Origin of the sequence: Pseudomonas sp. Z003-0.4C(8344-21) (genome assembly GCF_900104975.1) — a bacterium.
In the GTDB taxonomy this organism is placed as follows: Bacteria; Pseudomonadota; Gammaproteobacteria; order Pseudomonadales; family Pseudomonadaceae; genus Aquipseudomonas; species Aquipseudomonas granadensis.
On record NZ_LT629756.1, the window covers coordinates 2,985,308 to 3,011,516 of the forward strand.

General features: G+C 59.0%; 29 protein-coding genes and 1 pseudogene. 15 read left to right on the plus strand and 15 right to left on the minus strand.

The window, feature by feature from the left end; all coding sequences use genetic code 11:
* Positions 1-252: 252 nt before the first annotated feature.
* A complete protein-coding gene (locus BLU24_RS13775; RefSeq protein WP_093106668.1) occupies positions 253-912 on the minus strand; it encodes a glutathione S-transferase in 660 nt (219 codons plus the stop codon).
* Positions 913-1,096: 184 nt separating this feature from the next.
* On the opposite strand from BLU24_RS13775, the gene BLU24_RS13780 reads away from it, so the two are divergent.
* Complete coding sequence (locus BLU24_RS13780) at positions 1,097-1,669, plus strand: TetR/AcrR family transcriptional regulator (RefSeq protein ID WP_093106671.1); 573 nt, start codon at positions 1,097-1,099, stop codon at positions 1,667-1,669.
* 106 nt (positions 1,670-1,775) lie between these two features.
* Here the strand turns inward: BLU24_RS13780 and BLU24_RS13785 are convergent, their stop codons facing one another.
* Positions 1,776-2,405, minus strand: a complete 630-nt coding sequence (locus tag BLU24_RS13785) for a DUF3885 domain-containing protein (protein WP_093101129.1) — start codon at positions 2,403-2,405, stop codon at positions 1,776-1,778.
* A gap of 173 nt (positions 2,406-2,578) precedes the next feature.
* Positions 2,579-3,493: a LysR family transcriptional regulator gene (locus BLU24_RS13790; protein ID WP_093106675.1), complete on the minus strand. Its 915-nt coding sequence runs from the start codon at positions 3,491-3,493 to the stop codon at positions 2,579-2,581.
* 169 nt (positions 3,494-3,662) lie between these two features.
* On the opposite strand from BLU24_RS13790, the gene BLU24_RS13795 reads away from it, so the two are divergent.
* Positions 3,663-4,673, plus strand: a complete 1,011-nt coding sequence (locus BLU24_RS13795) for a zinc-dependent alcohol dehydrogenase family protein (RefSeq protein ID WP_093101132.1) — start codon at positions 3,663-3,665, stop codon at positions 4,671-4,673.
* A 436-nt stretch (positions 4,674-5,109) separates the two neighbouring features.
* Here BLU24_RS13795 and BLU24_RS13800 read toward each other — a convergent pair whose 3' ends face one another.
* Together BLU24_RS13800 and BLU24_RS13805 are read right to left on the minus strand one after the other, a co-directional pair.
* The gene (locus BLU24_RS13800) at positions 5,110-5,469 is read right to left on the minus strand and encodes a DUF6124 family protein (RefSeq protein ID WP_093101135.1); all 360 of its coding nucleotides are present in this window, start codon (positions 5,467-5,469) and stop codon (positions 5,110-5,112) included.
* A gap of 480 nt (positions 5,470-5,949) precedes the next feature.
* Positions 5,950-6,834 (minus strand): serine hydrolase domain-containing protein, encoded by an 885-nt coding sequence (locus BLU24_RS13805; protein ID WP_093101138.1) that lies wholly within the window; start codon positions 6,832-6,834, stop codon positions 5,950-5,952.
* Positions 6,835-7,141: 307 nt separating this feature from the next.
* On the opposite strand from BLU24_RS13805, the gene BLU24_RS13810 reads away from it, so the two are divergent.
* Positions 7,142-7,573, plus strand: coding sequence for a bleomycin resistance protein (locus BLU24_RS13810; RefSeq protein WP_093101141.1), 432 nt, complete (start codon positions 7,142-7,144; stop codon positions 7,571-7,573).
* A 113-nt stretch (positions 7,574-7,686) separates the two neighbouring features.
* Here BLU24_RS13810 and BLU24_RS28245 read toward each other — a convergent pair.
* The 3 genes and pseudogenes from BLU24_RS28245 to BLU24_RS13825 form a co-directional block, all read right to left on the minus strand.
* A pseudogene (locus BLU24_RS28245) lies at positions 7,687-7,836 on the minus strand (DUF6124 family protein); the annotation flags it as partial.
* 7 nt (positions 7,837-7,843) lie between these two features.
* Positions 7,844-8,965, minus strand: coding sequence for an SMP-30/gluconolactonase/LRE family protein (locus BLU24_RS13820; protein WP_093101147.1), 1,122 nt, complete (start codon positions 8,963-8,965; stop codon positions 7,844-7,846).
* 153 nt (positions 8,966-9,118) lie between these two features.
* The gene (locus BLU24_RS13825; protein WP_093101150.1) at positions 9,119-10,033 is read right to left on the minus strand and encodes a LysR family transcriptional regulator; all 915 of its coding nucleotides are present in this window, start codon (positions 10,031-10,033) and stop codon (positions 9,119-9,121) included.
* A 211-nt stretch (positions 10,034-10,244) separates the two neighbouring features.
* Between BLU24_RS13825 and BLU24_RS13830 the strand changes: the two genes are divergently transcribed.
* The 3 genes from BLU24_RS13830 to BLU24_RS13840 all read left to right on the plus strand — a co-directional run bounded on the left by BLU24_RS13830 (position 10,245) and on the right by BLU24_RS13840 (position 12,701).
* Positions 10,245-11,585: a nucleobase:cation symporter-2 family protein gene (locus BLU24_RS13830; protein WP_093101153.1), complete on the plus strand. Its 1,341-nt coding sequence runs from the start codon at positions 10,245-10,247 to the stop codon at positions 11,583-11,585.
* Positions 11,586-11,617: 32 nt separating this feature from the next.
* Positions 11,618-12,127: a nucleoside deaminase gene (locus BLU24_RS13835; protein WP_093101155.1), complete on the plus strand. Its 510-nt coding sequence runs from the start codon at positions 11,618-11,620 to the stop codon at positions 12,125-12,127.
* Between the two features lie 91 nt (positions 12,128-12,218).
* Positions 12,219-12,701: a MerR family transcriptional regulator gene (locus tag BLU24_RS13840; RefSeq protein WP_093101158.1), complete on the plus strand. Its 483-nt coding sequence runs from the start codon at positions 12,219-12,221 to the stop codon at positions 12,699-12,701.
* Between the two features lie 15 nt (positions 12,702-12,716).
* Here BLU24_RS13840 and BLU24_RS13845 read toward each other — a convergent pair whose 3' ends face one another.
* Positions 12,717-13,721: an acetoacetate decarboxylase (ADC) gene (locus BLU24_RS13845; RefSeq protein ID WP_093101161.1), complete on the minus strand. Its 1,005-nt coding sequence runs from the start codon at positions 13,719-13,721 to the stop codon at positions 12,717-12,719.
* A gap of 37 nt (positions 13,722-13,758) precedes the next feature.
* Positions 13,759-14,550: a type 1 glutamine amidotransferase domain-containing protein gene (locus tag BLU24_RS13850; protein ID WP_093101164.1), complete on the minus strand. Its 792-nt coding sequence runs from the start codon at positions 14,548-14,550 to the stop codon at positions 13,759-13,761.
* A gap of 172 nt (positions 14,551-14,722) precedes the next feature.
* Here BLU24_RS13850 and BLU24_RS13855 point away from each other — a divergent pair, with 172 nt between their 5' ends.
* The 4 genes from BLU24_RS13855 (at position 14,723) to BLU24_RS13870 (ending at position 19,242) form a co-directional block, all read left to right on the plus strand.
* Positions 14,723-15,955: an NADH:flavin oxidoreductase/NADH oxidase family protein gene (locus BLU24_RS13855; RefSeq protein ID WP_093101167.1), complete on the plus strand. Its 1,233-nt coding sequence runs from the start codon at positions 14,723-14,725 to the stop codon at positions 15,953-15,955.
* Positions 15,956-16,087: 132 nt separating this feature from the next.
* A complete protein-coding gene (locus BLU24_RS13860) occupies positions 16,088-17,095 on the plus strand; it encodes a saccharopine dehydrogenase (protein ID WP_093101169.1) in 1,008 nt (335 codons plus the stop codon).
* Between the two features lie 195 nt (positions 17,096-17,290).
* Positions 17,291-18,397 (plus strand): DUF1254 domain-containing protein, encoded by a 1,107-nt coding sequence (locus BLU24_RS13865; protein ID WP_093101171.1) that lies wholly within the window; start codon positions 17,291-17,293, stop codon positions 18,395-18,397.
* Between the two features lie 23 nt (positions 18,398-18,420).
* On the plus strand, positions 18,421-19,242 hold the full coding sequence (locus BLU24_RS13870; RefSeq protein WP_093101173.1) for a hypothetical protein: 822 nt from the start codon (positions 18,421-18,423) through the stop codon (positions 19,240-19,242).
* Positions 19,243-19,341: 99 nt separating this feature from the next.
* Here the strand turns inward: BLU24_RS13870 and BLU24_RS13875 are convergent, their stop codons facing one another.
* The gene (locus BLU24_RS13875) at positions 19,342-20,508 is read right to left on the minus strand and encodes an MFS transporter (protein WP_093101175.1); all 1,167 of its coding nucleotides are present in this window, start codon (positions 20,506-20,508) and stop codon (positions 19,342-19,344) included.
* A gap of 95 nt (positions 20,509-20,603) precedes the next feature.
* Here BLU24_RS13875 and BLU24_RS13880 point away from each other — a divergent pair, with 95 nt between their 5' ends.
* Complete coding sequence (locus tag BLU24_RS13880) at positions 20,604-21,497, plus strand: LysR family transcriptional regulator (protein ID WP_093101177.1); 894 nt, start codon at positions 20,604-20,606, stop codon at positions 21,495-21,497.
* Here BLU24_RS13880 and BLU24_RS13885 read toward each other — a convergent pair.
* Complete coding sequence (locus BLU24_RS13885; RefSeq protein ID WP_093101179.1) at positions 21,485-22,441, minus strand: LysR family transcriptional regulator; 957 nt, start codon at positions 22,439-22,441, stop codon at positions 21,485-21,487. The genes BLU24_RS13880 and BLU24_RS13885 overlap by 13 nt on opposite strands.
* Positions 22,442-22,556: 115 nt before the next feature.
* Between BLU24_RS13885 and BLU24_RS13890 the strand changes: the two genes are divergently transcribed.
* Positions 22,557-23,153, plus strand: a complete 597-nt coding sequence (locus tag BLU24_RS13890; RefSeq protein ID WP_093101181.1) for an NADPH-dependent F420 reductase — start codon at positions 22,557-22,559, stop codon at positions 23,151-23,153.
* Positions 23,154-23,179: 26 nt separating this feature from the next.
* On the opposite strand, the gene BLU24_RS13895 is transcribed toward BLU24_RS13890, so the two are convergent.
* Positions 23,180-23,410 carry a hypothetical protein gene (locus tag BLU24_RS13895; RefSeq protein WP_093101183.1) on the minus strand — a complete coding sequence of 77 codons (231 nt, stop codon included), beginning with the start codon at positions 23,408-23,410 and terminating at the stop codon, positions 23,180-23,182.
* A 207-nt stretch (positions 23,411-23,617) separates the two neighbouring features.
* On the opposite strand from BLU24_RS13895, the gene BLU24_RS13900 reads away from it, so the two are divergent.
* On the plus strand, positions 23,618-23,845 hold the full coding sequence (locus BLU24_RS13900; protein WP_090283861.1) for a PLD nuclease N-terminal domain-containing protein: 228 nt from the start codon (positions 23,618-23,620) through the stop codon (positions 23,843-23,845).
* A gap of 59 nt (positions 23,846-23,904) precedes the next feature.
* Here BLU24_RS13900 and BLU24_RS13905 read toward each other — a convergent pair whose 3' ends face one another.
* Positions 23,905-24,147, minus strand: coding sequence for a hypothetical protein (locus BLU24_RS13905; RefSeq protein WP_090283859.1), 243 nt, complete (start codon positions 24,145-24,147; stop codon positions 23,905-23,907).
* Positions 24,144-24,398, minus strand: coding sequence for a DUF6555 family protein (locus BLU24_RS13910; protein ID WP_090283857.1), 255 nt, complete (start codon positions 24,396-24,398; stop codon positions 24,144-24,146). The genes BLU24_RS13905 and BLU24_RS13910 overlap by 4 nt, the downstream gene beginning before the upstream one ends.
* Before the next feature lie 390 nt (positions 24,399-24,788).
* On the opposite strand from BLU24_RS13910, the gene BLU24_RS13915 reads away from it, so the two are divergent.
* Positions 24,789-25,964: a zinc-dependent alcohol dehydrogenase gene (locus tag BLU24_RS13915; protein WP_093101185.1), complete on the plus strand. Its 1,176-nt coding sequence runs from the start codon at positions 24,789-24,791 to the stop codon at positions 25,962-25,964.
* A gap of 40 nt (positions 25,965-26,004) precedes the next feature.
* Positions 26,005-26,157, plus strand: coding sequence for a hypothetical protein (locus BLU24_RS27620; RefSeq protein WP_157720699.1), 153 nt, complete (start codon positions 26,005-26,007; stop codon positions 26,155-26,157).
* Positions 26,158-26,209 lie beyond the last annotated feature (52 nt).

Genomic DNA, 26,209 nt, shown 5'->3' on the forward strand with positions numbered 1-26,209 from the left:
CCGCAGCGCCAGTGAGCTGTTTGTCACTGAGGTTGGCGCGCTGTGAAGTCCGCTTCGCGTGCGTGTGGGCGCGGTTGCGGTTGTTATCGGACTGTATGGCCTCGCGCGTGCGTTGGGTATCCACGGCGGTGCAAGTCCAGAGGATCAGGCAAGCATTCAAGAGGATTGCGCTAGAGCGTAGGTTATTCGCTCGCAGATTGTGTCGGGAGGATTGATCATTGCCGCCCCAGAAGCGGGGCGGCAACTGTGGGTTTATCGGCGTTGCGCATCTCCTTGCGCAACCATTGCCCGCCATTGCTGCACGCTTGGCCGGTCCTGCACCCGCGCATGCCAGGCCTTCAACGCGACACATTCGTCGGGCACCGGCAGTTCAACCAGCGCCGCGAAAATCATCCCGCCCAGCACGGCAATGTCGGCCATGGAAAAGTGCTCGCCGGCGACATAAGGCCGATCACGCAGAACATTATCGAAGTAGTGCATGCCGCGCACAGCCTTGTCGCGCATGCGCAGGCCCCATTCGGCGTTCTGATACAGCTCGACTTCCGGCCCGAGGCCCGGTGTGGCGTGGTGGAAGTACACGCTGACCGCATCGAGAAATTCGATCTCGGCGCGTTTGGTCATCATGTGAATCAGGCCTTTTTCCACCGGCGTGTGGCCGGTGAGCGTCGGGTTGTCATCGAGGCTGTCGAGGTACTGAGTGATCGCGGTGCACTCGGCGATCAGCGTGCCGTCCTGCAGCTCCAGCAGCGGCAACGTGCCGGAGTAGTTGAGGCGCAGGAATTCAGCTTGCTTGTGCTCGCCGGTCCACAGGTTGACCGACACGAATTCGATGCGCGACAGCAGCGATTTTTCCGCCAGCGCAATGCGCACACGGGCCGGGTAGGGGCCGTTGTACCAATCGTAAATCTTCATCATCGGCAGCGAAGAAGGGTCGATCACAGCACTGGAATGAGTCATTTCGGGTTACCTGCCTGTCATTTGGTAGGTATAAGATTGCGACCAGTTTTACCAAGTGTCAACCCCTACCTGTCAATTGGCAGGTAATCATTCTGAGCGTACACTCCACGCCATGATCGAACGCATTGAGGGCATGAAAATGAGTGTGAACGCGCGCGAAGCGATTCTGGAGGCGGCTAAAACAGCCGCGCAGCTGCATGGCTACAGCGGCATCAATTTCCGCAGCATCGGCGAAGTGGTGGGCATCAAGAATGCCAGTATTTACTACCACTTCCCGAGCAAAGCCGATCTGGGCGCCGCTGTTGCCGAGCGCTATTGGCAGGACGCGGCGCAAGTGCTCGAAGGCATTCGCCAGGCCAATCCCGATGCGCAACGCTGCCTGACGCTGTATCCGTCGATCTTTCGCACCTCGCTGGAAAGTGGCAACCGGCTGTGCCTGGCCAGCTTCATGGCCGCCGAATATCAAGACCTGCCGGACGAGGTCAAGGCCCAGGTCAAGCGGTTTGCCGAGGCGAATATCGAGTGGCTGACCGAGGTGTTGATCAGTGCGGGCACGGCGGATGAAGAACGCTGTAAAGCGCGTGCTCGGGCGATTTACGCGGCGGTAGCTGGTGCGCAGTTGATTGCGCGCAGTCGGGGGGATATTGGGTTGTTTGACGAGTTGATTGGCAGTTATGTGGAGGCGGGGTTGATCGCTCTTTTGACCGAGTGAACAGACGCTTCACGTCGGGGCAAGGCCGGTGCAAAGCCTGCCTTGTCGTTAATGGTCAATCAAAGACCGCCTGGCCGTCGTCGTCGCGCTAAATCCAGCAAAGACGCTAGCGCAGAAACTTTTCGAATGTAGCGTCCATCGTGTGTCGGTCATAATTCAGCAAGTATCCAGGAAACTGACGATAAAGCTTTGCAAGCAGATCTTTGTTAGGGCCGACCACATCCATACCTCTATCGTCGTACGGAAAAACCATGACTTGCTTGTTCAGATTGAACAGGTAAACCGCGCATTGGGGGTTAGGCTGGATAGCGGCAAAATCCTTGGTCAAAGCGCACCATAGCAATGACTGAAGCAGAGTCGCAGGCGCTTCAAACGCGACGTTGATCCAGAACTCCGGTTCTTCGTCGCAAAACCATTGCTGTGGGTCTATCTCCTCGCTCCAGACTGAGCACTCCGAGGGTATGTTGATCCCAGCTGACCGCAGAGCCTGGATACGGGGCCGATGGGCAAATTTGTTGGCGCCCGAATGAACGCGAAGACAAGCGACAAGCGTTGTGTCGTTCAGGAAGATATCGCTGCAGATTTCTTTTGCTTTCAGAAGGGCTGTCAGGAATTGCTCTATCACTCCACCGGATCCAGATAGCTCAAAACGCAAACCTCCTGGACATGAATGGAAAAGTGGTCTGGCAAATGCTTTGCCAGCAAAGATTCTTTCAATTTCAGAATGTAGATTCACTGGATCCCTTGATGACTAACTGCCCGACTCGTTAGCCATGAGCGGTGCGGACGGATAGTAGGTCATACACGATTTGATGGCTAAGACCTGGGCGTCTGCTTTCGGCGCATAAGCAGGCATTGATGATGTGAGCATTCCCGACCCGCAGTCACTTTTACGGGGCTCAATGATCGCTATGCTTCCAGCCAGTCAGAATGAAGCTGCGGAATACGCGTTTGCAGCCACTCAATAAAAACTTGAACCTGCGGAGCGAGATGAGCCCGGCTCGGGTATAGCAACGATACAGGACGAGGGGCTGGCCGATAGGGTTTTAGAATCTCCACCAAACCGCGACTGACCAAATGCTCGGACACGGTAATCCCGGGTGCCTGGATTATTCCGAAACCCGACACGCCACACTGAACGTACGCATTCGACTCGGTGACGGTGATGCCTGCATCAGGCACAAAGGATCGATCCTGACCTTTCAGCGAAAAATGCCAGGGTAATGTTCTGTTGCTCTGGCCGGACAAGAAGTTGACGCCTCGATGGGAAGCCAGTTCACCAAGTGTCTTGGGTTCGCCATGCTCGTTCAAATAATCGGGCGCGGCACACGTCACCATGGTCGCCATCGCAACAGGGCGAGCGATCAAGGTCGAATCCGGTAGATCGCCGATACGCAACGCACAGTCGACGCCTTCGCCGATCAAGTCGACGGCCCGATCAGTCACGCCCAGAATCATGTTGATGTTTGGGTAGCAGACGGTGAACTCTTTAAGGCTATTGATGAATTTCATCTGCGCGAAGGCGCTTGGAATATCGACGCGAAGTCGGCCTGTAAGCGTTGCTCCTGATCGATCGAACATAGAGGTCGCAGCAGAAATACCCGCCAGAATTTCCTGTACCCGCTCATAGAACCTCTCGCCCTCGGCGGTGAGGGCTACCTTTCTTGTGGTGCGCTGGAACAAGCGCACGCCCAATGACGTTTCCAACTCCTGGATAGATCGAGTGACTTGAGGTCGCCCGATGTCTAGCGATTCCGCAGCTTTGGTAAAGCTGCCAAGTTCGGCAAGCCTGGCGAACAGTCGCATCGATTGAAGCAATTCCATGACTTTCCTATGAACCCAAGTGACTAAGAGGTTGAACATGATTGTTGTCCAAGAATAGAACAATCATGTCTTTTTCCACGCATTTATTGCGCGCCCTCAACAGCGAAAAATGCACCCAAGGCTGAACCGGCTTGGTTCATCACCATTGATATGTATTGGGAGACTCGCAATGAAAGCGTGGTTATTGAAAGATTTCGGACTCGACAATCTGCAGTTGGAGGAGGTGGCGACCCCGCAACCCAAGGCTGGCGAATTATTGGTGAAGGTCGGTGCTGTTTCGCTCAACTTTCGCGACAAGGCAATTGTCGACGGCATTTATGAACCGCACATGGTGCCCAAGCCATTGATTCCGGTGAGCGATGCAGCCGGCACGGTGGTAGCCATTGGTGACAACGTCACGCGCTTCAAGGTCGGTGATCGCGTCAACTCCCATCTTTACTCGCGTTGGCTGGATGGCGAGCCAGGGCCAAACGAACCCGATTACTGCTTCGGTTCGCCGTTGCCTGGTGGTTTGGCCGAATACATGATCATTCATGAGGATAGCGCCGTCGGTGCCCCGGACAACATGAGTGATATAGAGGCAGCAACACTTCCTATTGCGGCGCTTACGGCTTGGTATTCGCTGGTCGACTTCGGACAAATCCAGTCGGGCCAGACCGTATTGGTTCAAGGCACCGGGGGTGTATCAATATTTGCCGTGCAGATCGCTACTGCGCTTGGCGCAAAGGTAATCGCAACCTCGAGTAGCGACCAAAACCTGCAAGCCGTGAAGGCGCTCGGGGCTGTGGCAGGAATCAATTACAGAACAACTCCGAATTGGGCGGACGAGGTGTTGAAACTAACCGACGGCAAAGGCGTGGATCTGCTACTCGATGTGGCCGGTGGCAGCGGCATCAATCAATCGGTAGCAGCCACCAAGGCATCAGGGCGTATTGCGCAGATCGGTTTTTTGACAGGGCAAACCGTTGAACTGAATCTGATGCCACTGATTTTCCGCCAGACGACCATTCGCGGAATCGCCGTGGCGCCGCGTTCATCCTTTGATCGGATGAACGCGTTTCTCAACGAACACAAGATCCGTCCCGTTATTGATCAGGTATATCCGTTCGAGGACGCACGCAAGGCTTATGAGCATCTCGCGAGGGGAGCATTTGGAAAGGTCGTGATCAAAATCGCTTGATGTGTTAAGGCGCCAGGTTGGCGCTTTTTTTCGTCTGGGTCAGTAGATTCAATTCTGGAGTCTGAGCCAATCGAAACTCGGACCCGAAAGGCCGCTATTGGCCGACAGCGGAAAATAAATCAGACGCCATCTCGCTAAAATCAGGATGCGCCGCCCTTGACCAGGCTGGAGACTTTTACACGAACGGACAACCCCTCACCCTAGCCCTCTCCCCCAGGAGAGGGAACCGATTCGGGGATATTCGAGAGTGACGGCGACCTGAACGTAACGCTTCGACTCCAGAATCGCCGAAACTCACCATCGCTGAGGTCTTCCAGGTCGATGCATCACGAAAGACACCTCGGTCGGCCACCTCTCCCTCCGGGAGAGGGCTGGGGTGAGGGCCGCGCTTGCTCACAGCCCCCAAGTCATCCGCCAGCCAACCCCAGCACTTACATCACTCCGGCAACTGCAAATTATCCAAAGCCCGATTCACCGCCAGCTCCCCGAGCATGATCAACTGCGAAATCCCCAACAACGCCCGACGCTGCGACGCCGGCAACAAGCTGGCGACGTTCTGCGCAATGGTCTGGGCCGAAGCGAGTGTTTCACTGGCATCGATCAGCAGCTCTTCGTTTTTGTTATCCGCAGTCACGGCATACATCCCACGGTGTTTACGTGGCGGCGGCGTGGATCCGGGCGGACAGAGGTAATGGTCGAGCGCACGGTCGGCGGCTTCGTGGAGCTTTTTGGAGTTAGTGGATTCGTAGGGGGATGTGGGGCTGGATTCGGGTGGGTTGGGTGTGGGTTTGATCATGGTGAAGCTCCCTGATTATTGGAGCCGCCACATTTCGCTGCGAAACGAATGGAGGTGGCAGCTGTACGCAGGTTCGCAGACCGGGAATCAAGGAACCCGGCATACCCGAAGGTATCCCGCGCACAGCCGCCATAAAGCACCATTACCAATTTTTGATGGCAACGATCTGGAGCGCTGTGCGCCTTGATTAACCGGGCTGCGAAACCCGATCGCTGATTCGTCAGCGACCAGACCACAATAGAACCCGCCCCCAAAGCGCACAAGCCGGCGGATTCTGGCGTAGCTGTAGGCAAAGGCGCAAGGAGGTGTAGCCTGGGAGAGTGTTTGGAGATGTCTTTTTAAACGTCGGTGTTTATTGAAATCTATAGCGTTATGTCGCCTCAGACAGATTCGCCCCTCATCCCGTTTGTTGAGCTGCGTTTTTAGCGGCATAGCAATGGCCTCTTTCGGCCATAAGCGGTCAATATGAAGTGCCTTCTTTCAGCCACTCTGCAAAGCTTGCATCAGCTGTCCAACGACTTTGGTTTCGACTGCGCCATCACTGGCGTCCGTCTCAAAAACAGCGCAACACGCCGATGCGTCTCCATCGCAAATACGGTAGACAGCAATGACACTGTTTGGCCCGCAGCCCGTGTGCCCGCAGATGGTAAATCCGCCGTCAATAGCTCCCTGCATCACACCAAGGCCGTAACCCGGCGTGATCCATGGGCGCCCGGGAATTGGGCCGCCTAATATTCGCGCTACCTGCATTTCCTGCAGCAAGCCTGTAGGGAGCAGGTCTGCGCAGAGGAGTCGATCCAGAAATAGCGCTGCTTGCGAAATTGGGCCGATCAGCAGGCCGTGATAAACCCAGGCAGGGTCATAATTTGAGGCGTCTCCAAGATGGGTGATTTGAAAGTCTGCTCGCGTTTTAGCGAAGCGAACGTTCGAAAGGCCAAGTGGGGAAAGTGTTCGTTGAATCACTGCTTCATCAAGCGTCAGATCAGTTAGCCGTTCAATTAGCCTGCCGATGAGCAAGTAGCCAACATTCGAGTAATGCCAACCGGCTCCGGGACAGTATCGAAGTCTGGTGCCGTCAAGGCGCCGCATCATGTCATCTACCGACCAGGCCGACACATTCTTCCTGACGGCGGCGTGATACTCCGCAAGCTCGCCGTAATCTGCCAGACCCGCCTCATGCTGCAGTAACTGACGTAACGTGAAAGGCTGATCAGGAATTCGCTCGTCCAGCCCGGTGAGTCCATCACGAACCAACGACAGGGCTGTTGCAGCCAATACTGTTTTCGTAAAACTCCACCAAGGGATCATCAGTTCTAATCGGTCAATCGTTTGTGGCTGACCATTTGATATGAGTGAACTGAGCATTGTTTTCCTTGGAGTGCTGAGCGAATAGGCAGCTCGACAAGATAACTCAACCACGCGTTTTTTCCAGAGTATAAAGTCAGGCGTTTGTACCGACCTGAACGACTGCTATTGGCCGAAAGCGGTCAGTCGTGAACGGCAGCAATCGGCCAGAAGCCGCCATTCGACTCGATTCGATAATACTCAGCCGACCGTGCATCATGATGCTCACCACCTGCTCCCATGGCGCCGTGCCAGAAGAGCACAGCCTGATCCCGCGACTCGGCTTTTTACCCCCGGCGATTGAGCCGATTGAAATGGAAGTCATCTCATGTTCGAACGTAGCAAACTGGTTCCAGAGTTAATGGTCACTGACCTGGGTAGTAGTCTGGACTTTTGGATTTCTTGCCTGGGACTTGAAGTAGCTTATCAACGCCCAGAAGACGGATTCGCTTACCTCGACTTGAACGGTGCGCAAGTAATGCTTGAGCAGGCTGACCCCGACGCAGGCCAATGGCTAACTGCCCCCCTGACTAAGCCGTTTGGAAGAGGAATCAACCTCCAGATTGACGTTGCGGCTGTCGGCCCGATCATCCAAAAACTTGGTCAAGCTGGATTTCCACTCTATCGAGAATGCAAAGACACTTGGTATCGGGCTAACAATGTAGAAGTCGGTCAGCGCGAATTTATCGTCCAGGATCCCGATGGTTATCTCGTAAGGTTGGTAGAGCGTTTGGGAGAGCGCCCGGTTTGTTCAATCTGAACTCGAATGAAGGCGACCGTCTGTTCAGGAGCGAAAGCAGACGCATCAAGTAACCCGAACCCTTCGTGGCAACAGCCTAACCATTGCCACAAAGAGCCCACGCAACAATCCACCGGCACCACATTGCCCAGCGCTTGATTCACCGCCAGTTCGCCCAACATCACCACCTGCGCAATCCCTTGCAGCGTCTTGCGTGCTGGGCCTTCGACGGTGCCGATGACGTTAGCCAGCATCACCGAGGCCGAGCTCAGTGATTCGGTGGCAGCGTTTTCACAACCCAAAAGTAGCCCCGCGCGTATTCACAAACAGCGAATAGATCGAGTGACTGCTGGCCATGAACAACCGATTGCCTTCGCGCCCGCCGAAGCACAGGTTCGGGCAGCGCTCGGGTAGCGAGATGTGCCCGATGGCCTTGCCCTGCGGATTGAACACGCGCACGCCGTCGAGTTTTTCCAGGTCAGCTTTCGGGTCGCCGTTGCCGCCCCAGCCGCACCACAAGTTGCCGGCTTCGTCGCACTTGATGCCGTCGATCGCGGCGTAGTCCAGGCCTTCGATGTGCTTGCGGCGTTCGCCCAAGGTACCGTCGTCTTTCACGGCAATCGCCCAGATCAGGCGATTGGGTTTGGCGCGGCCTTCGACGACGTAGAGGGTTTTTTCATCGGGGGAAAAGCACAGGCCGTTGGGGCCGTTGAGATCGTCGATCACTCGGGTGACTTTTTTGCTCTCGCCGTCGATGCGGTACACGGCGTGGGGTTGGGTCGGGGTGATTTTGTGGCCTTCGTAGTTGTTGCCGGTCTGGAAGGGCGGGTCGGTGAACCAGATCGAACCGTCGCTTTTGCAGACGACGTCGTTGGGCGAGTTGAAGGGCTTGCCGTCGAAGCTGTCGGCCAGCACGGTGATCGTGCCATTGGCTTCGGTGCGGGTGATGCGCCGGCCTTCGCTGGTGGTGGTGGAGCCTTCGCAGACGATCAGCCGTCCCTGGCGATCACGGCACATGCCGTTGGAGAAGTTCGAGTGGTCGCGGTACACGCTGAAGGTGTCGGTGATTTCGTCCCAGCGCATGATGCGGTTGTTGGGGATGTCGCTGACCAGCAGATAGCGGCCATCACCGACCCAGACCGGCCCTTCGGCCCAGCGCATGCCGGTGGCGAGTTTTTCGACGCTGGCGTTGAAAATCCGCAGCTCCATGAAGCTGTCGTCGAGGATGTGAATCAATGGGTCGGGGTAGCGTTGACTCAACGGTTCGGCGGCATCGGCGAGTCGGCTCAGGGCGGTGCTGCCGATGGCGGCGAGCGTGGCGGAAACCGCCAGTGACTTTTTCAGGAAGCTGCGGCGGGTGTTGCCTTGCGCTGGGTCAAGGCTGTCAGGCAGGGCGGACAGGGTTGAGTCCATGTAGCGATCTCCGTGGTTTTATTTTTGTTCGGGAGACCTAGTAATACATCGTGATAGGACATCGTACAAGTATCATCTCGCCTGCAGGAAAACTTTCATGTTTGCCGAACCGGTCAGCCGGCGGAGCATTTTCAAAGGCGGCGAAACGCGGGTTCAAAGCGTGGTGATCTGCCCATTGCGATCGCGCTCAAACACCTTGTTGGCCTGCAGTTTTTCCTTCAGCCAACGCTCCGCCTTGCCCAGCGGACGCTGCCGCGCCCATAACAGATCCACACCAATCTGCCAGTCGGTGTGCGGGTACGCCGTGAGTTGCAACTCGACCAATTCGCCTTTGGCCAATTCCCGCTGGATCAACTGCCGGGGCAGGGTGGCCCAGCCGAGTCCGGCGCGGACCATTTCCAGCAACGCCAGATAGTTTTCTGCTTGCCACAACTGCGCGGAGCGCAGGTATTCGCTGCTCGGCAGCTTGCTCGCGTGGGCGCTGAAGGCCAGGCGTCGGTGAACGTGCAGGTCATCGAAGCTGACATCGTCGAGTTGCGCCAGCGGATGGTCGGGGTGGCAGACGTGCAGCATGATCAGTTTGCCCAATTGCTGGAACGCCAGTTCCTTGGGGTAGCCGGGCTGTGAGAAGGCGACGCCGAGCACGGCCTCGCCGCTGCTGACCAGTTCGCTGACGTCGCCGTACACCGGGTGGCGGATGATCAGGTCGACGAAGGGGAAGGCCTGCTCGAAGGCTTTCAGCGCCGGCATGATCGGCCCGTAGGGTGTTTCGATGGCCAGCGTCAGGCAGGGCTCGACGTTGTCCGAGAGACAGTCGGCGTGCGCCTCGAAGGTCATGCAGCGCTCAAGCACAGCTTCGGCCTGGATCAGCAGTTTGTGGCCACTGGCGGTGAGCGCCGGGCTGCGGTTACTGCGATCGAACAGCTCGACGCCGAGGTCGGTTTCGAGGTTGGCAATCGCCGCGCTGATGGTTGACTGGGTCTTGCCGAGTTTGCGCCCGGCGGCGGAGAACGAGCCGCTTTTCACGACCTGAACAAACATCAGCAATTGATCGAGTGAGAAGCGCAAGCGGTGGACTCCCGAATCGAAGATGGATCAGCAAGCGCCGAGTGTGCCGACTTTTCACCATCGAAAAAAGCGATGGTTGCTCATTTGTTTCATCGCAACAAACGTTGAACCATGGCACCGCACTTAACGATCTCTGAGGCGCATTGATCTTCAAACGCGCCTGAGAATGCCCGCGATCTCAACAGATGCCGCACCTTCAGGAGCGTGTGAAATGACCACACAATGCATTCATCCGGTGGATGAGGTTTTGCCGCTGCGACAGTTGTTCACGTTTGGCTTGCAGCATGTTTTGGTGATGTACGCGGGGGCGGTGGCGGTGCCGCTGATCCTGGGCAGCGCGATGGGGCTGACCTCGGCGCAGGTGGTGTTGCTGATCAACGCCAACCTGCTGACCTCCGGCATCGCAACGCTGATTCAGACCTTGGGCTTCTGGAAATTCGGTGCGCGTTTGCCGTTGATTCAGGGCTGCTCGTTTATTGCGCTGGCGCCGATGATCATGATCGGCAAGGAGTTCGGGCTCAGCCAGATTTTCGGTGCGGTGATCGCAGCGGGTTTCATCACCATCGCCCTGGCGCCGGTGTTCAGCCGATTGCTGCGGTTCTTTCCGCCGGTGGTGATTGGCAGCCTCATCACCATCATCGGGATCTCGTTGATGCCGGCGGCGGCAATCTGGCTGGGCGGTGGCAATCCCGACGCGGCGGATTTCGGCAATCCGGCCAACCTGTTGCTGGGCCTGGCCACGGTCAGCGTGACGCTGGTGATCTATGCCAAATGCAAGGGCTTTGTCGGCAACCTCAGCGTGTTGATCGGCCTGTTCGTCGGCAGCCTGATTGCGGCGGCGTGCGGCATGACCCAGTTCAGCCGGGTCAGCGAGGCAGCGTGGTTCGAACTGAGCGCGCCGATGGCTTTCGGTGCGCCGGAATTCGCGCCGGTGCCGATTCTGGTCATGACCCTGGCGATGCTGGTGATCATGGCCGAGACCACCGGCAACTGCCTGGCGATCGGCAAATTGACCGGCAAACCGACCACGCAACAGACCCTTGGGAACGCGTTTCGCGCCGATGGCCTGTCGACCATGCTCGGTGGTTTTTTCAACAGTTTTCCCTACAACGCGTTCACGCAAAACACCGGTTTGATTGCGCTTTCCAACGTCAAGAGCCGCTTCGTCGTGGCCGCTGCCGGGGCAATCATGGTGCTGATGGGGCTGTTCCCGAAACTCGGTGCGCTGATTGCGGCGGTGCCGACACCGGTACTCGGTGGCTGCGCGATCGTCATGTTCGGCATGACCACGGTCGCCGGTATTCAGGAGTTGTCGCGGGTGCAATTCGAGGGCACTCGCAACGGCATTATCGTCGCCGTGTCGGTGAGTGTCGGCGTGTTGCCGATGTCATTCCCGGCGCTGTTCGAACACGTCGGCCCAACGCTGAAACTGGTGCTCGACAGCGGAATTTTCCTCGGGGCGATCACCGCCATCGTGCTCAATGTTCTGCTCAACAACGAAAAAAAATCGACCGAAACCATCGGCGCGACATCGGCTGAACTGGCCGACTGACCTGTTGTTTTTCCACTGCCCAGGAGTTACCCATGAATCAATTCACTCAGCTCGTCCCGGCCGGCGTCAGCGATCTGGATCTGGCGTTGCTGCGCCAGACCATCGCCTTGTCCGAGGCGTCAAAACAGCGCGGTCGCCATCCGTTCGCCGCATTGGTCGCCGACCGTCACGGTAAGGTGATTGTCGAAGCGGGGAACAATTCGATGCCACCGGAGGGCGATCCGACCCAACACGCGGAGCTGGTCGCGGCGGCTGCGGCGGCCAAACTGCTGACGCCGCAAGAGCTGGAACACTGCACACTGTTCACCAGCGCCGAACCTTGCTGCATGTGCGCTGGCGCGGTGTATTGGACCGGAATCGGGCGAGTGGTTTACGCCTTGTCGGAGCATGCGTTGTTGGGGCTGACCGGTGACCACCCGGAGAACCCGACGTTCTCCCTGCCGTGCCGCGAGGTATTTGCCAAGGGGCAGCGCAAGGTCAGTGTGTTGGGGCCGATGCTGGAAGGTGAGGCGGCCGAGCCGCATAAAGGGTTTTGGTCGTAACGACGGAGCATTGCAACCCGAGCGCTTGACCTTAAAGGCGACTTCAGGCTTAAAGTCTCCTTTAAGGTCTAGAGCATTTTGGGAGTGCGACATGAGAATCGGCGAACTGGCGAAAATCAGCGGCTTGGCACCGTCACGTATCCGCTTCTACGAGGCCAGTGGTCTGATCAGATCGGTGGCGCGCAAAGCCAATGGCTATCGCGATTACGCCCCCGACACAGAGTGGGTGCTGGAGATCATCACTGGCGCGCAGGCTGCCGGATTTTCCCTCGATGAAATCCGCCAGTTGATGCCGATGAACGCCAATGGCTGGCAGCATGACCAGTTGCTCGGCGGCCTCAAGCAAAAGGTTGCGGAAATCGAAGTCCTGCAGCAACGGCTGGCGCGCAACAAACAACAACTGCTGCAGGTGATCAAGGGCATCGAAAGCAAACCCGAGGGCATGGCCTGTGCGGACAATGCGCAACTGCTGATCAATCGTCTGCGTGAGGAGGGCGCCGCGGGTGCTTCAGGCAAAGGTGCGGGCGCAATGGCGGCGAAGAAAACAACCGCCCGCCGGGCTTCCCAGGCCTGACGGGCGCAACGGGTTTCAGCGCTCGCCCACCAGCGTCGACAGTGGTCTTGGCGCATACAGCGCACTCTGGAATTCAGGCACGTACTCGTACTTCAGCATCTTTCCCAGCCCCAGCGAGCGAAGGTAGTTCGACAAGTCGCCGTCGCCCAGCGTCAGAGTGGCGGACTCGGCGTCGCGGCTAGAAGCATGGCTGAGGTCGCGGGAGACAGCGTAGCCATAGGCCAATTGGCCCTGATGATCGAGGTTGGTGAAACTGCTGGTGACCCTCTCGACATCGCGGGACAACGTGTCGAGTTTCTTCGCTGTGAAGGACACGTCGGGCTTGCCGGTCCGACTGTCGGTGATGTGGTAGATCACCGATTGCCCATCCTCCCGGCGGTCGATGCCAGTCAACCATTTCGGCAGGTTGTAACCGACGACACCGCGCACCCGCGCCAGCTCGGTATTGACCGGCAACTTGAGCACATAACCCCAGAAGTCTTGCGACAGCGACTGGCCAACCAGTGTGGCCGGGCCCAGATTGGCCTTGCCGGGTTGGTTAGTGACGATCGACACGGCCACCTCGTTATACGCATCGTTATCGCAATGCTCGTAGGTGTAGGCGGTGAACGCGATCAGGCCGCGCCCCGGCCAGACTTGCAGCGGTTGCACGGTTGCCAGTACTTCGGCCGGCATCAGTGCGCGCAGGCGCTCGAGGTCGGCGGTATAAATGGCGGTCACGCGGCTGTTCTGGTAGTAGAAGTTGGGTGAGTAAGACTCGAAGCCGATATCGACCCTGGTCTTGTTCAGGCCCTTGAACCAGCTCAGATCAACGCCCGGAACTTCTTTGGCAATCACCGACAACGGCGGGTTGGAGCGAAAACGGTCATAGAGGCCATCCTTGACCACGGGCACTTGATGGCCGCCGATATCGATAACGGCGGTGCCGGTGGGGCTCGCCGGTTCAGGCGTCTGGGCCAACGCAGCGTTGGCCAGTGAGTTGAACAGTAATCCTGTCAGAACGGCGCTTGCGGGTTTCAATGGGGCTTCCTCCGGCTATTGTGATCTACGAGAACTTTCAGTGCGTGCCTACGCCAGCGTGGAGCACGGCCATCACGGCGTGTGCCACGGCTTTGGGCGATTGCGGGTTTTGCCCGGTGACCAGCCGGCCATCGGTGATGGCAAAGGCAGTGAATGGCAGCCAGGCTTTGCGGTAGCGAGCCCCTTGGCGTACCAACCGATCCTCAAGGAAAAACGGCACCTGATCTTTCATGCCCGAGAACAGCTCTTCGCGGTCGGAGAAACCGGTTATGTTTTTGCCCTTGATGATCAACTGGCCTTGCTCATCCTTGAGATCCAGCAGACCGGCCACGCCATGGCACACCGCCGCGACGATGCCGCCGCGGTTGTAGATCGTTTCAGCGACGCGGCGCAGGTCCGGGTTGTCGGGAAAGTCCCACATGACGCCATGGCCGCCGGTGAAATAGATGGCGCTGAACCGCGACGGGTCGACTTCGCTGATCGGCAGTGTGTTGGCCAGTCGGGCGCGAAAGGCCGGTGACTGCAGATGCTCGCGGGCACCCTTGTCCATGTAGAACCAGCCGAGGCTGCGTTCATCCAGCGGCACCGCGCCGCCTTTCGGGCTGGCAAACACCGTGGTGTAGCCGGCTGCTTCCACGACATCGGTGAAGTGGGTCAATTCGGTCAGCCACAACCCGGTGGTATCGGTTCGCGAGGGATAGCTTGCGTGATTGGTCATGAACACCAGGATCTGGCGATCGCTGCTGACAGCCGATTGAGCGTTTGCAAATGTCATGAACGCACCACCTATCAATACCAGCGCAGAGGAAACAAGGGTCTTCAGCATCATCGGGATATCTTCAAATCGAGCAGGTCGGCGCATGCTCACCTTAAACCTCACTTTAAGGTCAATAGCCGTTTTGCGTGCGGTGCGATCATGCTCGATGCGCCCTGAAAAAGCGGTTGACCTTAAAGTCGACTTCAAACTTATGCTGGCCTCATTCCCAGTTGAGAACTTCCCCATGAACGTGTTCGACACGCTGATCCTGCCCAACGGTTCGACCATCAAGAACCGCATCGCCAAAGCCGCCATGGAAGAAAACATGGCCGACGCCGACCAGGCGCCTTCGGTCGAACTGATGCGTCTGTATCAGGCGTGGGCCGACGGTGGTGCCGGGCTGATCATCACCGGCAACGTGATGGTCGACGGGCGCGCCATGACCGGGCCCGGTGGCGTGGTGTTGCAGGATGACCAGCAGTTGGACAAGTTCAAACGCTGGGCGCACATCGGGCGATCCGGCGGTGCGCAGTTCTGGTTGCAGATCAATCATCCGGGGCGTCAGATGCAGTCCAGCCTTGGGCAGAAAACCTGGGCGCCGTCACCGGTAGCGCTTGAGCTGGGCACACTGTCCAAGCGTTTCGCTACGCCTCACGCGATGACCCCAAGCGTAATCAACGAGGTCATTCAGCGCTTCGCCAACACGGCACGGCTCGGCGAGCAGGCTGGGTTCACCGGGGTGGAAATCCACGCCGCCCATGGCTATCTGTTGAGCCAGTTTTTGTCGCCGCTGACCAATCAGCGGACGGACGAGTGGGGCGGCTCTCTGGAGAATCGCGCACGCCTGCTGCTGGAAATCGTCAAGGCTGTGAGAGCCATGGTTTCGGCCGAATTCGCGGTTGCAGTCAAACTGAACTCCGCCGATTTTCAGCGCGGCGGCTTCACCGCCGAGGATGCGAAAAAGGTGGTTGCACTGCTCAACGACTCAGGTGTGGATCTGGTGGAACTGTCCGGTGGCAGTTACGAAGCGCCGGCCATGCAGGGCGAGGCGCGCGATGGCCGGACCTTGGCCCGCGAAGCTTATTTCGTTGAGTTTGCCCGCGATATACAGACCGTCGCGAACATGCCGGTGATGGTCACCGGTGGCATCCGTCGCCGTGCAGTGGCCGAAAGCGTTGTGCAGAGCGGTGTCGACATGGTCGGTATCGGCACGGCGCTGGCCATCGATCCGCAGTTGCCGCGTGACTGGCTGGCAGGCAAGGACAATGCTCCCCAACTGCCGCCAATCACCTGGAAAAACAAAGCGATCGCCGCCCTGGCGAACATGGCGGTGGTGAAGTTTCAGCTGCGTCGACTCAGCCGGGCAAAAAAGCCTGATCCGACCGTGTCACCTTTACGCGCGCTGATTTTGCAGCAGATCGGTATGGCGTTTCGCACTCGGCAATATCGGCGCTGGGTGGAAAAACGTTCGATGTGAGCCTGGTCGTTCGAACGCAGGTGGCGGCCATGCGTCGGTTCGCCTCGCAACAAACCCAACGCAGTGGAACCCTCATGGCCGGGCGCGCACCAACGCTAGGTTGCGACCCATAAAAACGCGGAGGGATTCCAGATGTCAGTGCATCCAATTTTGTTCATGGGCGGTTCCGGCGCCATCGGCCACCGCTCTGCCAAGGCCTTGCGCGCGGCCCATCCCGACGTGCCGTTATTGATCGGCGGACGTGATCTGGCGAAGGCTCAGCAAGCCGCTGAAGAAATGGGCGGGGCCGAGGGTGTGGTCATCGATCTCACCGCGGATGATCTCGGATTGGGCGGTCGCCCGGTCAGCACCGTGGCGGTTTTCTATATGGATCACACGCTGGCCGGGCTGCGTTTTGCGCAGAAACGCAAAGTGCCGCACCTGAGCATTTCCTCTGGCGTATTCGAAATGGCGCCGCAAATCGCCCGCTATATCCATGCCCCGAACGCGTCGCCGATCGTACTCGGTTACGAGTGGATGGTCGGCGCCACAACCGTGGCGACGTTGCAACTTGCCAAGGCGTTTGCGCAGGTTCGCGATATCCGCATTGACGCCTTGGTCGACGAACAGGACGGCGGCGGGCCGACCGTGGCCGCTGACTTCGAACATCTGAACAGAATGCTACCCGCCGCGCTGACCCGATGCGAAGGTGCGTATGTCTGGCGTGAGGGCGAGGAGGCGAACGTCAGCTTCCGCGCGCTGGACGGTACGCTTATGCAGGCCAGCGGCTTTTCGTCGATCGACGTCGCGGGTCTCGCCGCCGCCACCGATGCGGTGAATGTGCAGTTCAATCTCGCCAGCGGCGTCAGCTCTTCGCGGCGTGCGGGGCGGCCGATGTCGACCGAAATTCTCATCGAAATGGTCGGGGAAGGGCGGGACGGGCAAGCGCTGCATACCCGTCATGCTCTCGTTCACCCGGCCGGCGCCGCAGCGCTGACGGGGTTGAGCGTCGCCATGCTGCTGGAGCGGCTGATCGGGCTCGACGGCTCAGCGCCCACTGCGCCAGGTCTGTACTTTCCTTATCAGTTGCTGGATGCCGCCGGGTATCTCGATCGCCTGTGCAAGGAGGGCGGTGAGTTGTTTGAGCTGAAGACCGAGTAAGGCATCAGCGGGTTCCTTGCTCTCAAACATTTCACCCAACAAGGCGAAAGGTTGCGCATTGGTCACAGTTGCCTACGCTTGCCTTTTGCTGTTCCGCATTTGGGGGGACCTTTTCGCCGAATGGAACGGGTGATGCTTCGGCGACTCGAGCATCACTGAAATGTTGTGCATGACTTTTTGCAAGGAGCTCCGTCGATGAAGTTAGTGACGTCCGTTTCTGTTCTGTTGAGCCTGTTGGCAATACAAAGCCATGCCGCACAGCCCGATGAAAAAACGCCGCTGCCGGGCCTGGAAGCAGCGCGAAAACTCGAGTCGACGCTGGTCAACGAAAAGAACGTGGCGGTGACCCGGGAAAACTTCGCCTTCGCCGTGCTGGATGAATCGATGCAGAACGAGGTGAAGCTCGGTGCAACCAACACTTTCTACAACCACCGCAAACCGATGGAGCTGGACAAGCAACCGGCCGTGTTGATGAACCGCGATACGCTGTATTCCTTCGCCATCATCGATGCCTCCCACGGTGCTACGGTCCATGTGCCCAAAGGCGATGGACGTTACACCTCGGTGCACCTCATGCAACACGACCATGTCACCGACAACGTCTATTACGGCGGCGGTGATTACGTCATCGACCCGAAAACCGTCACCAACTTTGTCGTCGTCAATATCCGTACTCAGGTCAATCCGAACGACCCTGCGGACGTCGCCAAGGCCAACGCCATACAGGATGAGTACAAGGTCAGCTTTCCGGCCGGTTACACGCCAGAAGCGTTCAAGGCGATTGACTGGAATCAGGACCAGCTCAAGCAGATCAAGGCGCACTACGTGAAGGTCGCCGACACCCGTGGCGTCAGTAAAACCATGGGCGCTCGCGGCTCGATTTCTCAGGATGACATCAACGTCGGTGCTGCCGTGGCGACCGGTTTGTTGCCTGATCAGCATGCCTGGTATTCCTTCAAGTCTTACAAGGTCAACAAAGACATTTGCTACACCGCGAATTATCCGGTGCCGGGCATGACCAACCCGAAGCTGGGCTTTTATTCCATGACGATCTACGGCGACGACCTGTACTTGCACACCGAGAAAGGCTCAAGCCTTTCGAACCATGAAATTGTGCCGGACAAGGATGGCAAAACATTCACCCTGCACTTCGGCAATGCCAAAAGTTGCGGCGCCACCGCGCAAAACCTGTTGATCGCTCCCACCGACAACTGGACGCTGGCCTTCCGGGTTTACATGCCGGACAAGTCCGTTCAGAACAACGAGTACACACTGCCTGAGCCCAAACCTGCCGCTCATTGATCATTGACCCAAGGTGACGAAGTATGGGAACTGACAACTATTGGTTGAGGCGCGGCGCGGCACTTTGGGTGACTCTGTCGATCGTGCTGTCCGTGCAGGCGGAAGACTCCGCAGAACTGGCCAAGAAGGCGCTCAACCCGGTCGCGGCCATGTACAGCCTGCCGGTGCAATACAACTGGGACCAGAAGATGGGGCCAACCGGTGAGGGCATGCGCAGCACCACCAACATTCAGCCGGTGCTGCCGTTTACCCTCAACGATGACTGGAACCTGATCTCCCGCACGATCCTCCCGGTCATCGATCAGCACGGCCTTGCACCGAATGGCGCCGCGGACAAATCCGGCGTCGGCGATATCACCCAGAGCTTTTTCTTTTCACCCAGACAACCCACGGCCAGTGGCTGGATCCTCGGCGCCGGCCCGGCGATTCTGATTCCCACCGGCAGTGATGAACTGCTGAGCAGCGAGCAGTGGGGAATCGGCCCGACCGCCGTCGCCCTGAAACAGGAAAACGGCTGGACCCACGGCATCCTCGCCAACCACATCTGGGGACTGGAGGGCAGCCCGCCGGATGACAAGGACAAGGTCAACCAGACCTTCCTGCAACCGTTCCTTTCCTACACCACCAGCACCTTGACCACTTGGGGGGTGAACACCGAATCGACGTACAACTGGCAATCGCGCGAGTGGTCGGTACCGGTCAACCTCACGGTGACGCAACTGCTGAAAATCGGCGGGCAACCGCTGACGGTGCAAGCGGGGCCGCGCTATTGGCTCGACAGCCCTGACGACGGGCCGCAAGGGTGGGGGGTTCGGTTTGCGGTGACGTTGTTGTTTCCGCGTTGAGTTTGAGGTGTTGGTTAGACCGCCATCGCCAGCAGGCTGGCTCCTACAGGGGATTCGTGTCGATGACGAATCCGATGCGGTAGCCAGCCTGCTGCTTTCTTATGCCACCGCAGCCGCAGCAGCCCGGGACCGCCAGACAAACCCCAACACCATCAACAACCCCAGCCCCGCCATTGCCGCGCCGGCCAGGGAGATCGCCGGATAACCCAGCCCGGCATTGATAACCGCGCCGCCGAGCGCCGCGCCGATTGCGTTGCCGAAGTTAAAGGCGCCGATGTTGACCGCCGAGGCGAGGTTGGGTGCGTCTTTGGCGGCTTCCATCACGCGCATTTGTAGCGGCGGTACCAGGGCGAAGCTGGCGATGCCCCAGATCAGGATGGCGACGGCGGCCGGCAGCGGCCAGCGCATCAGCACGGTGAACGCCAGCAGCACCGCAATCAGCGCGCTCAGCGAAACGATCAGGGTGCGATCGATCGAGCGGTCCGCAGCCTTGCCGCCCCACATGTTGCCCAGGGTCAGACCGACACCGAACAGCACCAGCATCGCGGTGATGTAAGCGGTGGAGGCGTGGGTTTCGCTGCTGAGGATCGGCGCGATGTAGGTGAACACGGTGAACATCGCACTCGAACCGACCACGGTCAGGGCCAGCGCGCCAAGCACCGGGCCACGGCCCAGCACGCGAATTTCCGCCAGTGCTCCGGCGCCTTTTGGTGCCGGCAGGTTGGGCAGGGCGAACCAAAGCGCGGCCATGGTGATCACGCCGAGGCCGGTAATGCCCCAGAACGCGGTGCGCCAGCCGAACATTTCACCGAACCATGCGGCCAGCGGCACGCCGCCGATGGTTGCCAGGGTCAGGCCCATGAACATCGCCGCTACCGCGCCGGCACGTTTTTGCGGGGCGACCACGCTGGCGGCGACGACCGAGCCGACCCCAAAAAATGCGCCGTGATTGAGTGAAGTCACCACCCTGGCGACCATCAGGCTGTAGTAGTCGGTAGCCAGCGCCGACATCAGATTGCCGAGAGTGAAAATCGCCATGAGCCCGATCAGCAGATAGCGCCGTGGAATCTTGCCCGTGGTCAGGGTCATCAGCGGTGCACCGAGCAGAACGCCCAGCGCATAAGCACTGACCAGCAGCCCTGCGGCCGGAATGGAAACGTCGAGATCGGCAGCGATGCCCGGCAACATGCCCATGGGCGCGAACTCGGTGACGCCGATGCCAAAGGCACCAATGGCGAGTGCAACAAGGGGTGGATTGATACGCATGGAAAATCTCCTCATCTATGCCGCCAATGCTACGATGCGAACGTTTGCGGCGGTAGACCGCGATTTTGGCAATCACCTTTGCGCAGGAATCACAAATGGACGTCGGTGGTCGATCAGGTGAAATGGACGTGTTCGTCACGGTGGCGCGCGAAGGCAGTCTGTCGGCCGCTGCGCGCGCATTGGGGCTGACACCGTCGGCGGTCAGCCGGATCATCGCGCGCACCGAGCAGCGTCTGGGCACGCGCCTGCTCTTGCGCACCACTCGGGCGCTCACGTTTACTGCCGAAGGCGAGGCGTTTCTGCGTGGCGCCCGGCGCATTCTGGCGGACATGGCCGAGGTCGAAGAGGCTATCGCCGATCAAGGCGTGCCACGAGGCCGCTTGCGGGTCAGCGCCGCCCTCGTGCATGGGCGGCTGGCGATCGTACCGTTGGTTGCCGCCTTCAGCGCGCGTTACCCGAACATCGTGGTCGACCTTACCCTGGGCGATGAAGTCGTCGACATTCTCGGTGGCCAGGCCGACGTCGCGGTGCGTTTCGGGCATTTGCCGGACAGCCCATTGACCGCGCGCAGACTCGGCGTCACCGGTCAGGTGGTGGTGGCTTCGCCCGAATATCTTGAGCGCCACGGCACCCCGCAGGAACCGGAAGACTTGCTGCGGCACAACTGCCTGCGCTTCAACTTTCGCCGGGCCGAACCCAACTGGCCGTTCATCCGCGACGGCCAGGTGTTTTCCTTGAAGGTCAGCGGCAGCATCGAATGCAACAGCGGTGAAGCGCTGGCGCAACTCGCGCGGGGCGGCGCCGGCATCGCGCGGATCGGCGAGTTCAGCGTGAAAGAGGATCTGCAGCGTGGCGAGTTGATTTCACTCTTGGAAGACTGGAATCCGGGCGATGACGAGCCGATCCATGCGGTGTTCGTCGGCGGTCCGGCGATGCCAGCGCGAGTGCGTTTGTTTGTCGACTTTCTGCTGGAGCATTACCGGATGTGAGCACCGGTATGTGCGGACGATGGCCGGGCATCCAGTCGGGTTTGCCAGCGATCTGCGCGGGCACGCTCGACCAGAAAATCCACGAACGCACGGGTCTTGGCCGGCAGTAATTTCTGGCTGGAGAAATACAGGTAGATCTGCCCGGCGTCGACATGCCAGTCCGGCAAAACCCTTTCCAGCGCGCCATTCTGCAGGTACGGCAACACATCCGGCACCGCCAGCAGCGCGACGCCCAAGCCCAGATGCGCGCACTGACACAACGCCTGCGGATCATTGACCAGCAGACGCGGCGTGATCTCCAGCGGCGCGCGTTGCCCGTCGGGGCCCTGCAGCATCCAGCTGCGAATCTTGCCTGTCTGCACAGAGCGCATGGCCAGGTGATCGAGGGTCGGCAGTTGTTCCGGGCGCTCGATATGCCCGTGATCTGCCAGATATTGGCGCGACGCCACGAGGATCAGATGGGCCGGAGCGACGGCTCTGGCGACCACGCCCTGGGCCAGTTCGATGCCACCACCGATAGCCGCATCGAACCCTTCGGCAATGAGATCGACCTGCCGGTTGTCGACGTGCCATTCGGGAATCACCGCAGGATATAGCTCGAGAAAATCGGGCATCAGCGGCAGCAGAAAATCTTTGGCAAACCCCGGCGCCGCGCTCAGACGCAGAACGCCGGAAGGCGCTCCCTCATTGCCAGCAACATCGGCAATCGCGGCTTGCACGCTGTCCAGTCCCGAACCGACATTGGCCAGAAAGCGCTCGCCCGCTTCCGTGAGGGTGAGTTTGCGGGTGCTGCGCTGAAACAGGCGCACCCCCAGATTGCTTTCCAGTTGCGCGACATTACGGCTGACCGCGGCAGGACTCAGGCCCAGGCGTCGGGCAGCGGCGGAGAAGCTGCCGGACTCGGCGCTGCGAACGAACGACAGCAGATTGCCCAGCGTTTCCATACTCAAACCTTCAAGCATTGATTGAAAGTGATTCTAGTCAGCTCCTACTACTTGTGAAAGGTCAAAAAGCGTCTCATAGCCTCATCAACTTCACACATCAATACGAGGCTTCAACATGAATACGATCAGCATTATTGGCACCGGCGCCATCGGCTCGGCCATCGCACGATTGCTCGTCAACGCCGGTCTGCCGGTCAACATCGCCAACAGCCGTGGGCCGCAGAGCCTGACCGACCTGGCCAACGAGTTGGGGCCGCTGGCGCGGCCGGTGACAGCGCAGGAAGCCAGCCGGGCGGATATGGTTTTCCTCGCGGTGAACTGGACGAAAATCCCTGAGGCGGTTCGCGATCTGGGGTCATGGGACGGGCGCATTGTGATCGACACCAACAACCCGATCGAAGCGCCGCTGTTTCAGCCGGTCGATCTGCACGGCGTACCGTCCTCGCAAGTGATTGCGCAGCTACTGCCCGGCGCACGCGTCGTCAAAGCCTTCAATCATCTGTTGGCGGCTTTGCTGAGTAACCCGGCCGCCGAAGGCGGCAAACGGGTACTGTTTTACTCTGGTGAACACGCTGCCAGCAAAGAGCGCGTCGCGGCGCTGATCGCCGACCTTGGCTTTTACGGCATCGATCTGGGCGGCGTGCAGCAGGGCCAACTGGCGCAGTTCCCCGGTGGCCCGTTACCGGCGCTGAATCTGGTCAAGCATGGCTGACGACAAGCCTGGGAAACCGGGCTTTTTTACGCCCAGATTGCGGTCTCGGTATTGATTTCGGCGACCAGCGTGGCGTTGAACTGCCTTTGCCGATGCAAGTCATCACGCATCTTGGTGAAGTTGAATCTTTTTGCGCCCAGCTCTTTCAGTACAAGGCCTGAAACCCGGTAAATGCCGCAGTCGGAACAGTCGACGAGCTGGCCGCCATGGGCCTCGTCGGTTTTCTGTGCGTTGAGTCCGCATAGGTAGCATTTCATGGTTGCTCTCCCGGTTTTGTGATGTTCAGGAGATCGTCCGGCCAAGACAGAAGTTTCATCAGCAAGCCCCAGATCGGGAATGGATTCGGATCTGCTGCACGGGCCGATTCAGCTTGGCAGATCACGGCTATCCGCCTTATGCAGGATTTTTTGAACGCTGATTTGATCGCGCAACCCAATGCATACCAGTCATTGGAGGAGTGCGCCATGAACGAGGCAACGAGTTACTTTTCGATAGCGGTCGCGGTGATCATTCTGCTGGTCGACCTGTGGGCGATTGTCAGTGTGTTTCGCAGCGAGAAAAGCGTTGGCACCAAAGCCGCATGGGCCATCGGCCTGATCGTGTTCCCGGTGTTGGGCCTGATCGTCTGGGGCATCGCCGGCCCGCGCGGGGTCAAGGAGGGGCCGTCATCGCCGGAACACAGCAAGGGCTGAACGGCACACCTGCAACACCCGTCGAAGGGCGGGTGTTGTTTTTTCAGCGTTTGCAACGGTCAGCTTCGCGAGCGTCTGCGCAACTGCATGAAGGCCTGATACGCCTCGGTGCGCTTGGCGTCGGCCACAGCCTTGGCCTGGTTGAAATGCTCCCACATCGCCGCATTGCGACTGCTCTCATCGAACAGTCGGTAGGCGATTTCCTCAAGGCGGTCCGCTTCGTAAAACAAGGCGTTGATCCGCGCCGGTTCGTCGTCCTCATCCTCAGTTGAAAAGCCAGCCGATGACGTCGTTGAAGTCATGATGAAGCCTCCGTCCACACCAAAGCGGTAGTCTCGCGCCATTTAACCTCGGTGATGCCAAACCGTTCTGCCTGCGGTTTCGAAATGACCTTCAGCGGTGGTCTCCCTGGTTTGGGAATCGGCGCAATACCCGCGTCACAACTCGCCCAATGCCACGCATCCGCGTTGCTCATGTTTTTAGCGCGGATGACAAACGACCGGGGTTGACCGTGAAGCAAGTATTCAATGGTGAAAATATCCGTACGACTCATGAGTTCCTCCTTAGGCTCATAGCCAAAGGAGTCGGGGGGCGTGGAAAAAATTCCAACGAGTTTACCGGTGGTCCGTGGCAGAAGATCAAAAGCCCCTCATCGGAACGCCGCCCGCCTAGCCCTCTCCCGGAGGGAGAGGGGACTGATCGCGGGGAATGCGAGAGCTACGGCAACGCGCAATATCGAGTCGAATGCAAATTTTGAAACCAACCAGAATCGGCTCCCTCTCCTGGGGGAGAGGGCTGGGGAGAGGGCTGGGGTGAGGGGCGGGTCCAACACAAATCCCACGCGGAAAACCCGACCATTAATCAGCCCACCCCAAACCCCGATGAAACCTTGCCGCCCACCCGCACCTCAACCCATAAACCCACCACCCAACGGGAGAAGACAATGAAAGCCATCGTCTTTCACGGTATCGGCGACATACGCCTGGATGACGTTCCGGACCCGACAATCCAGGCCCCGACCGACGCCATCGTCAGGCTCACCGCCTCAGCCATCTGCGGCACTGACCTGCATTTCATCCGCGGCAGCGCCCCGGACATGCAACCCGGCACCATCCTCGGCCACGAAGGCGTGGGCATCGTCGAAGCCCTGGGCAGTGACGTGCGCAATCTAAAGGTCGGCGACCGCGTGCTGATCCCGTCGACCATTGCCTGCGGCAACTGCGCCTACTGCCGTGCCGGTTATTTCGCCCAGTGCGACGTTGCCAACCCCAACGGCAAAACTGCCGGCACATCGTTCTTTGGCGGGCCGAAAACCACCGGCCCGTTCCACGGCCTGCAAGCCGAAAAAGCGCGTATCCCGTTCGCCAACATCGGTCTGATCAAACTCCCCGATGCCATCAGCGACGACCAGGCCATCGCCATGTCGGATATCTGGCCCACCGCCTGGTTTGGTGCGGAGATGGCCGAAATCAAAGACGGCGATACCGTCGCCGTGTTCGGCTGCGGCCCGGTCGGGCTGTTCGCTATCGTTAGCGCCAAACTGATGGGCGCTGGCCGCGTGTTCGCCATCGATGGCCTCGCAGATCGTCTTGCTCGAGCGCAGGCATTGGGCGCCGAGTGCATCAATTTCGAACAGGAAGACCCGCTCGAAACCATCGCCCGCCTGACCGACGACACTGGCGTGGATTGCGCCATCGATGCGGTCGGCATCGACGCTAATCACGCCCACCATGGCGCTCACGAACCGGCGCAATGGCAGCCGGGCGATGAGCCCTCGCAAGCCCTGCAATGGGCGGTGCAGGCGGTGGCCAAGGCCGGCACTGTGTCGATCATCGGCGTGTACCCGGCCGGGTTCGACAGCTTCCCGATCGGCGCGGCGATGAACAAGAACCTGCGCCTGAACATGGGCAACTGTCACCACCGCAAGTACATTCCCAAGCTGATCGAAATGACCTTGGCCGGTCGCGTCGACCCGGCCAAAGTCATCACACAGGACGAACCGCTGACCGATGCGATATCGGCGTTCAAGGCGTTCGATAAACATCAGCACGGCTGGATCAAGGTCAAGCTCGAGCCCGGTGCCGATGGCGCTACCACTGCTAAACCGGCGACCGCGTAATCAACGCCGAATGTTCCACAATCCCCGTCAGGAGACACCCATGAAAACCCTCTGCGTATGCCTCGGTTTCTGCTCGATGTTGCTGCTGCAAGGCTGCTTCGAAGGCTCGAACGATGCGCCCAACAAGGAAGGCGACAAGAGCAAGGCTTCGTTGCAGATACAGCAAGGCGAGTCGGCCGAAGAGAAAAAGTAATCGCGCTTTTGCTCACGCGATTCGCCGCAAAAAGCCAGGAATTTACCTGGGC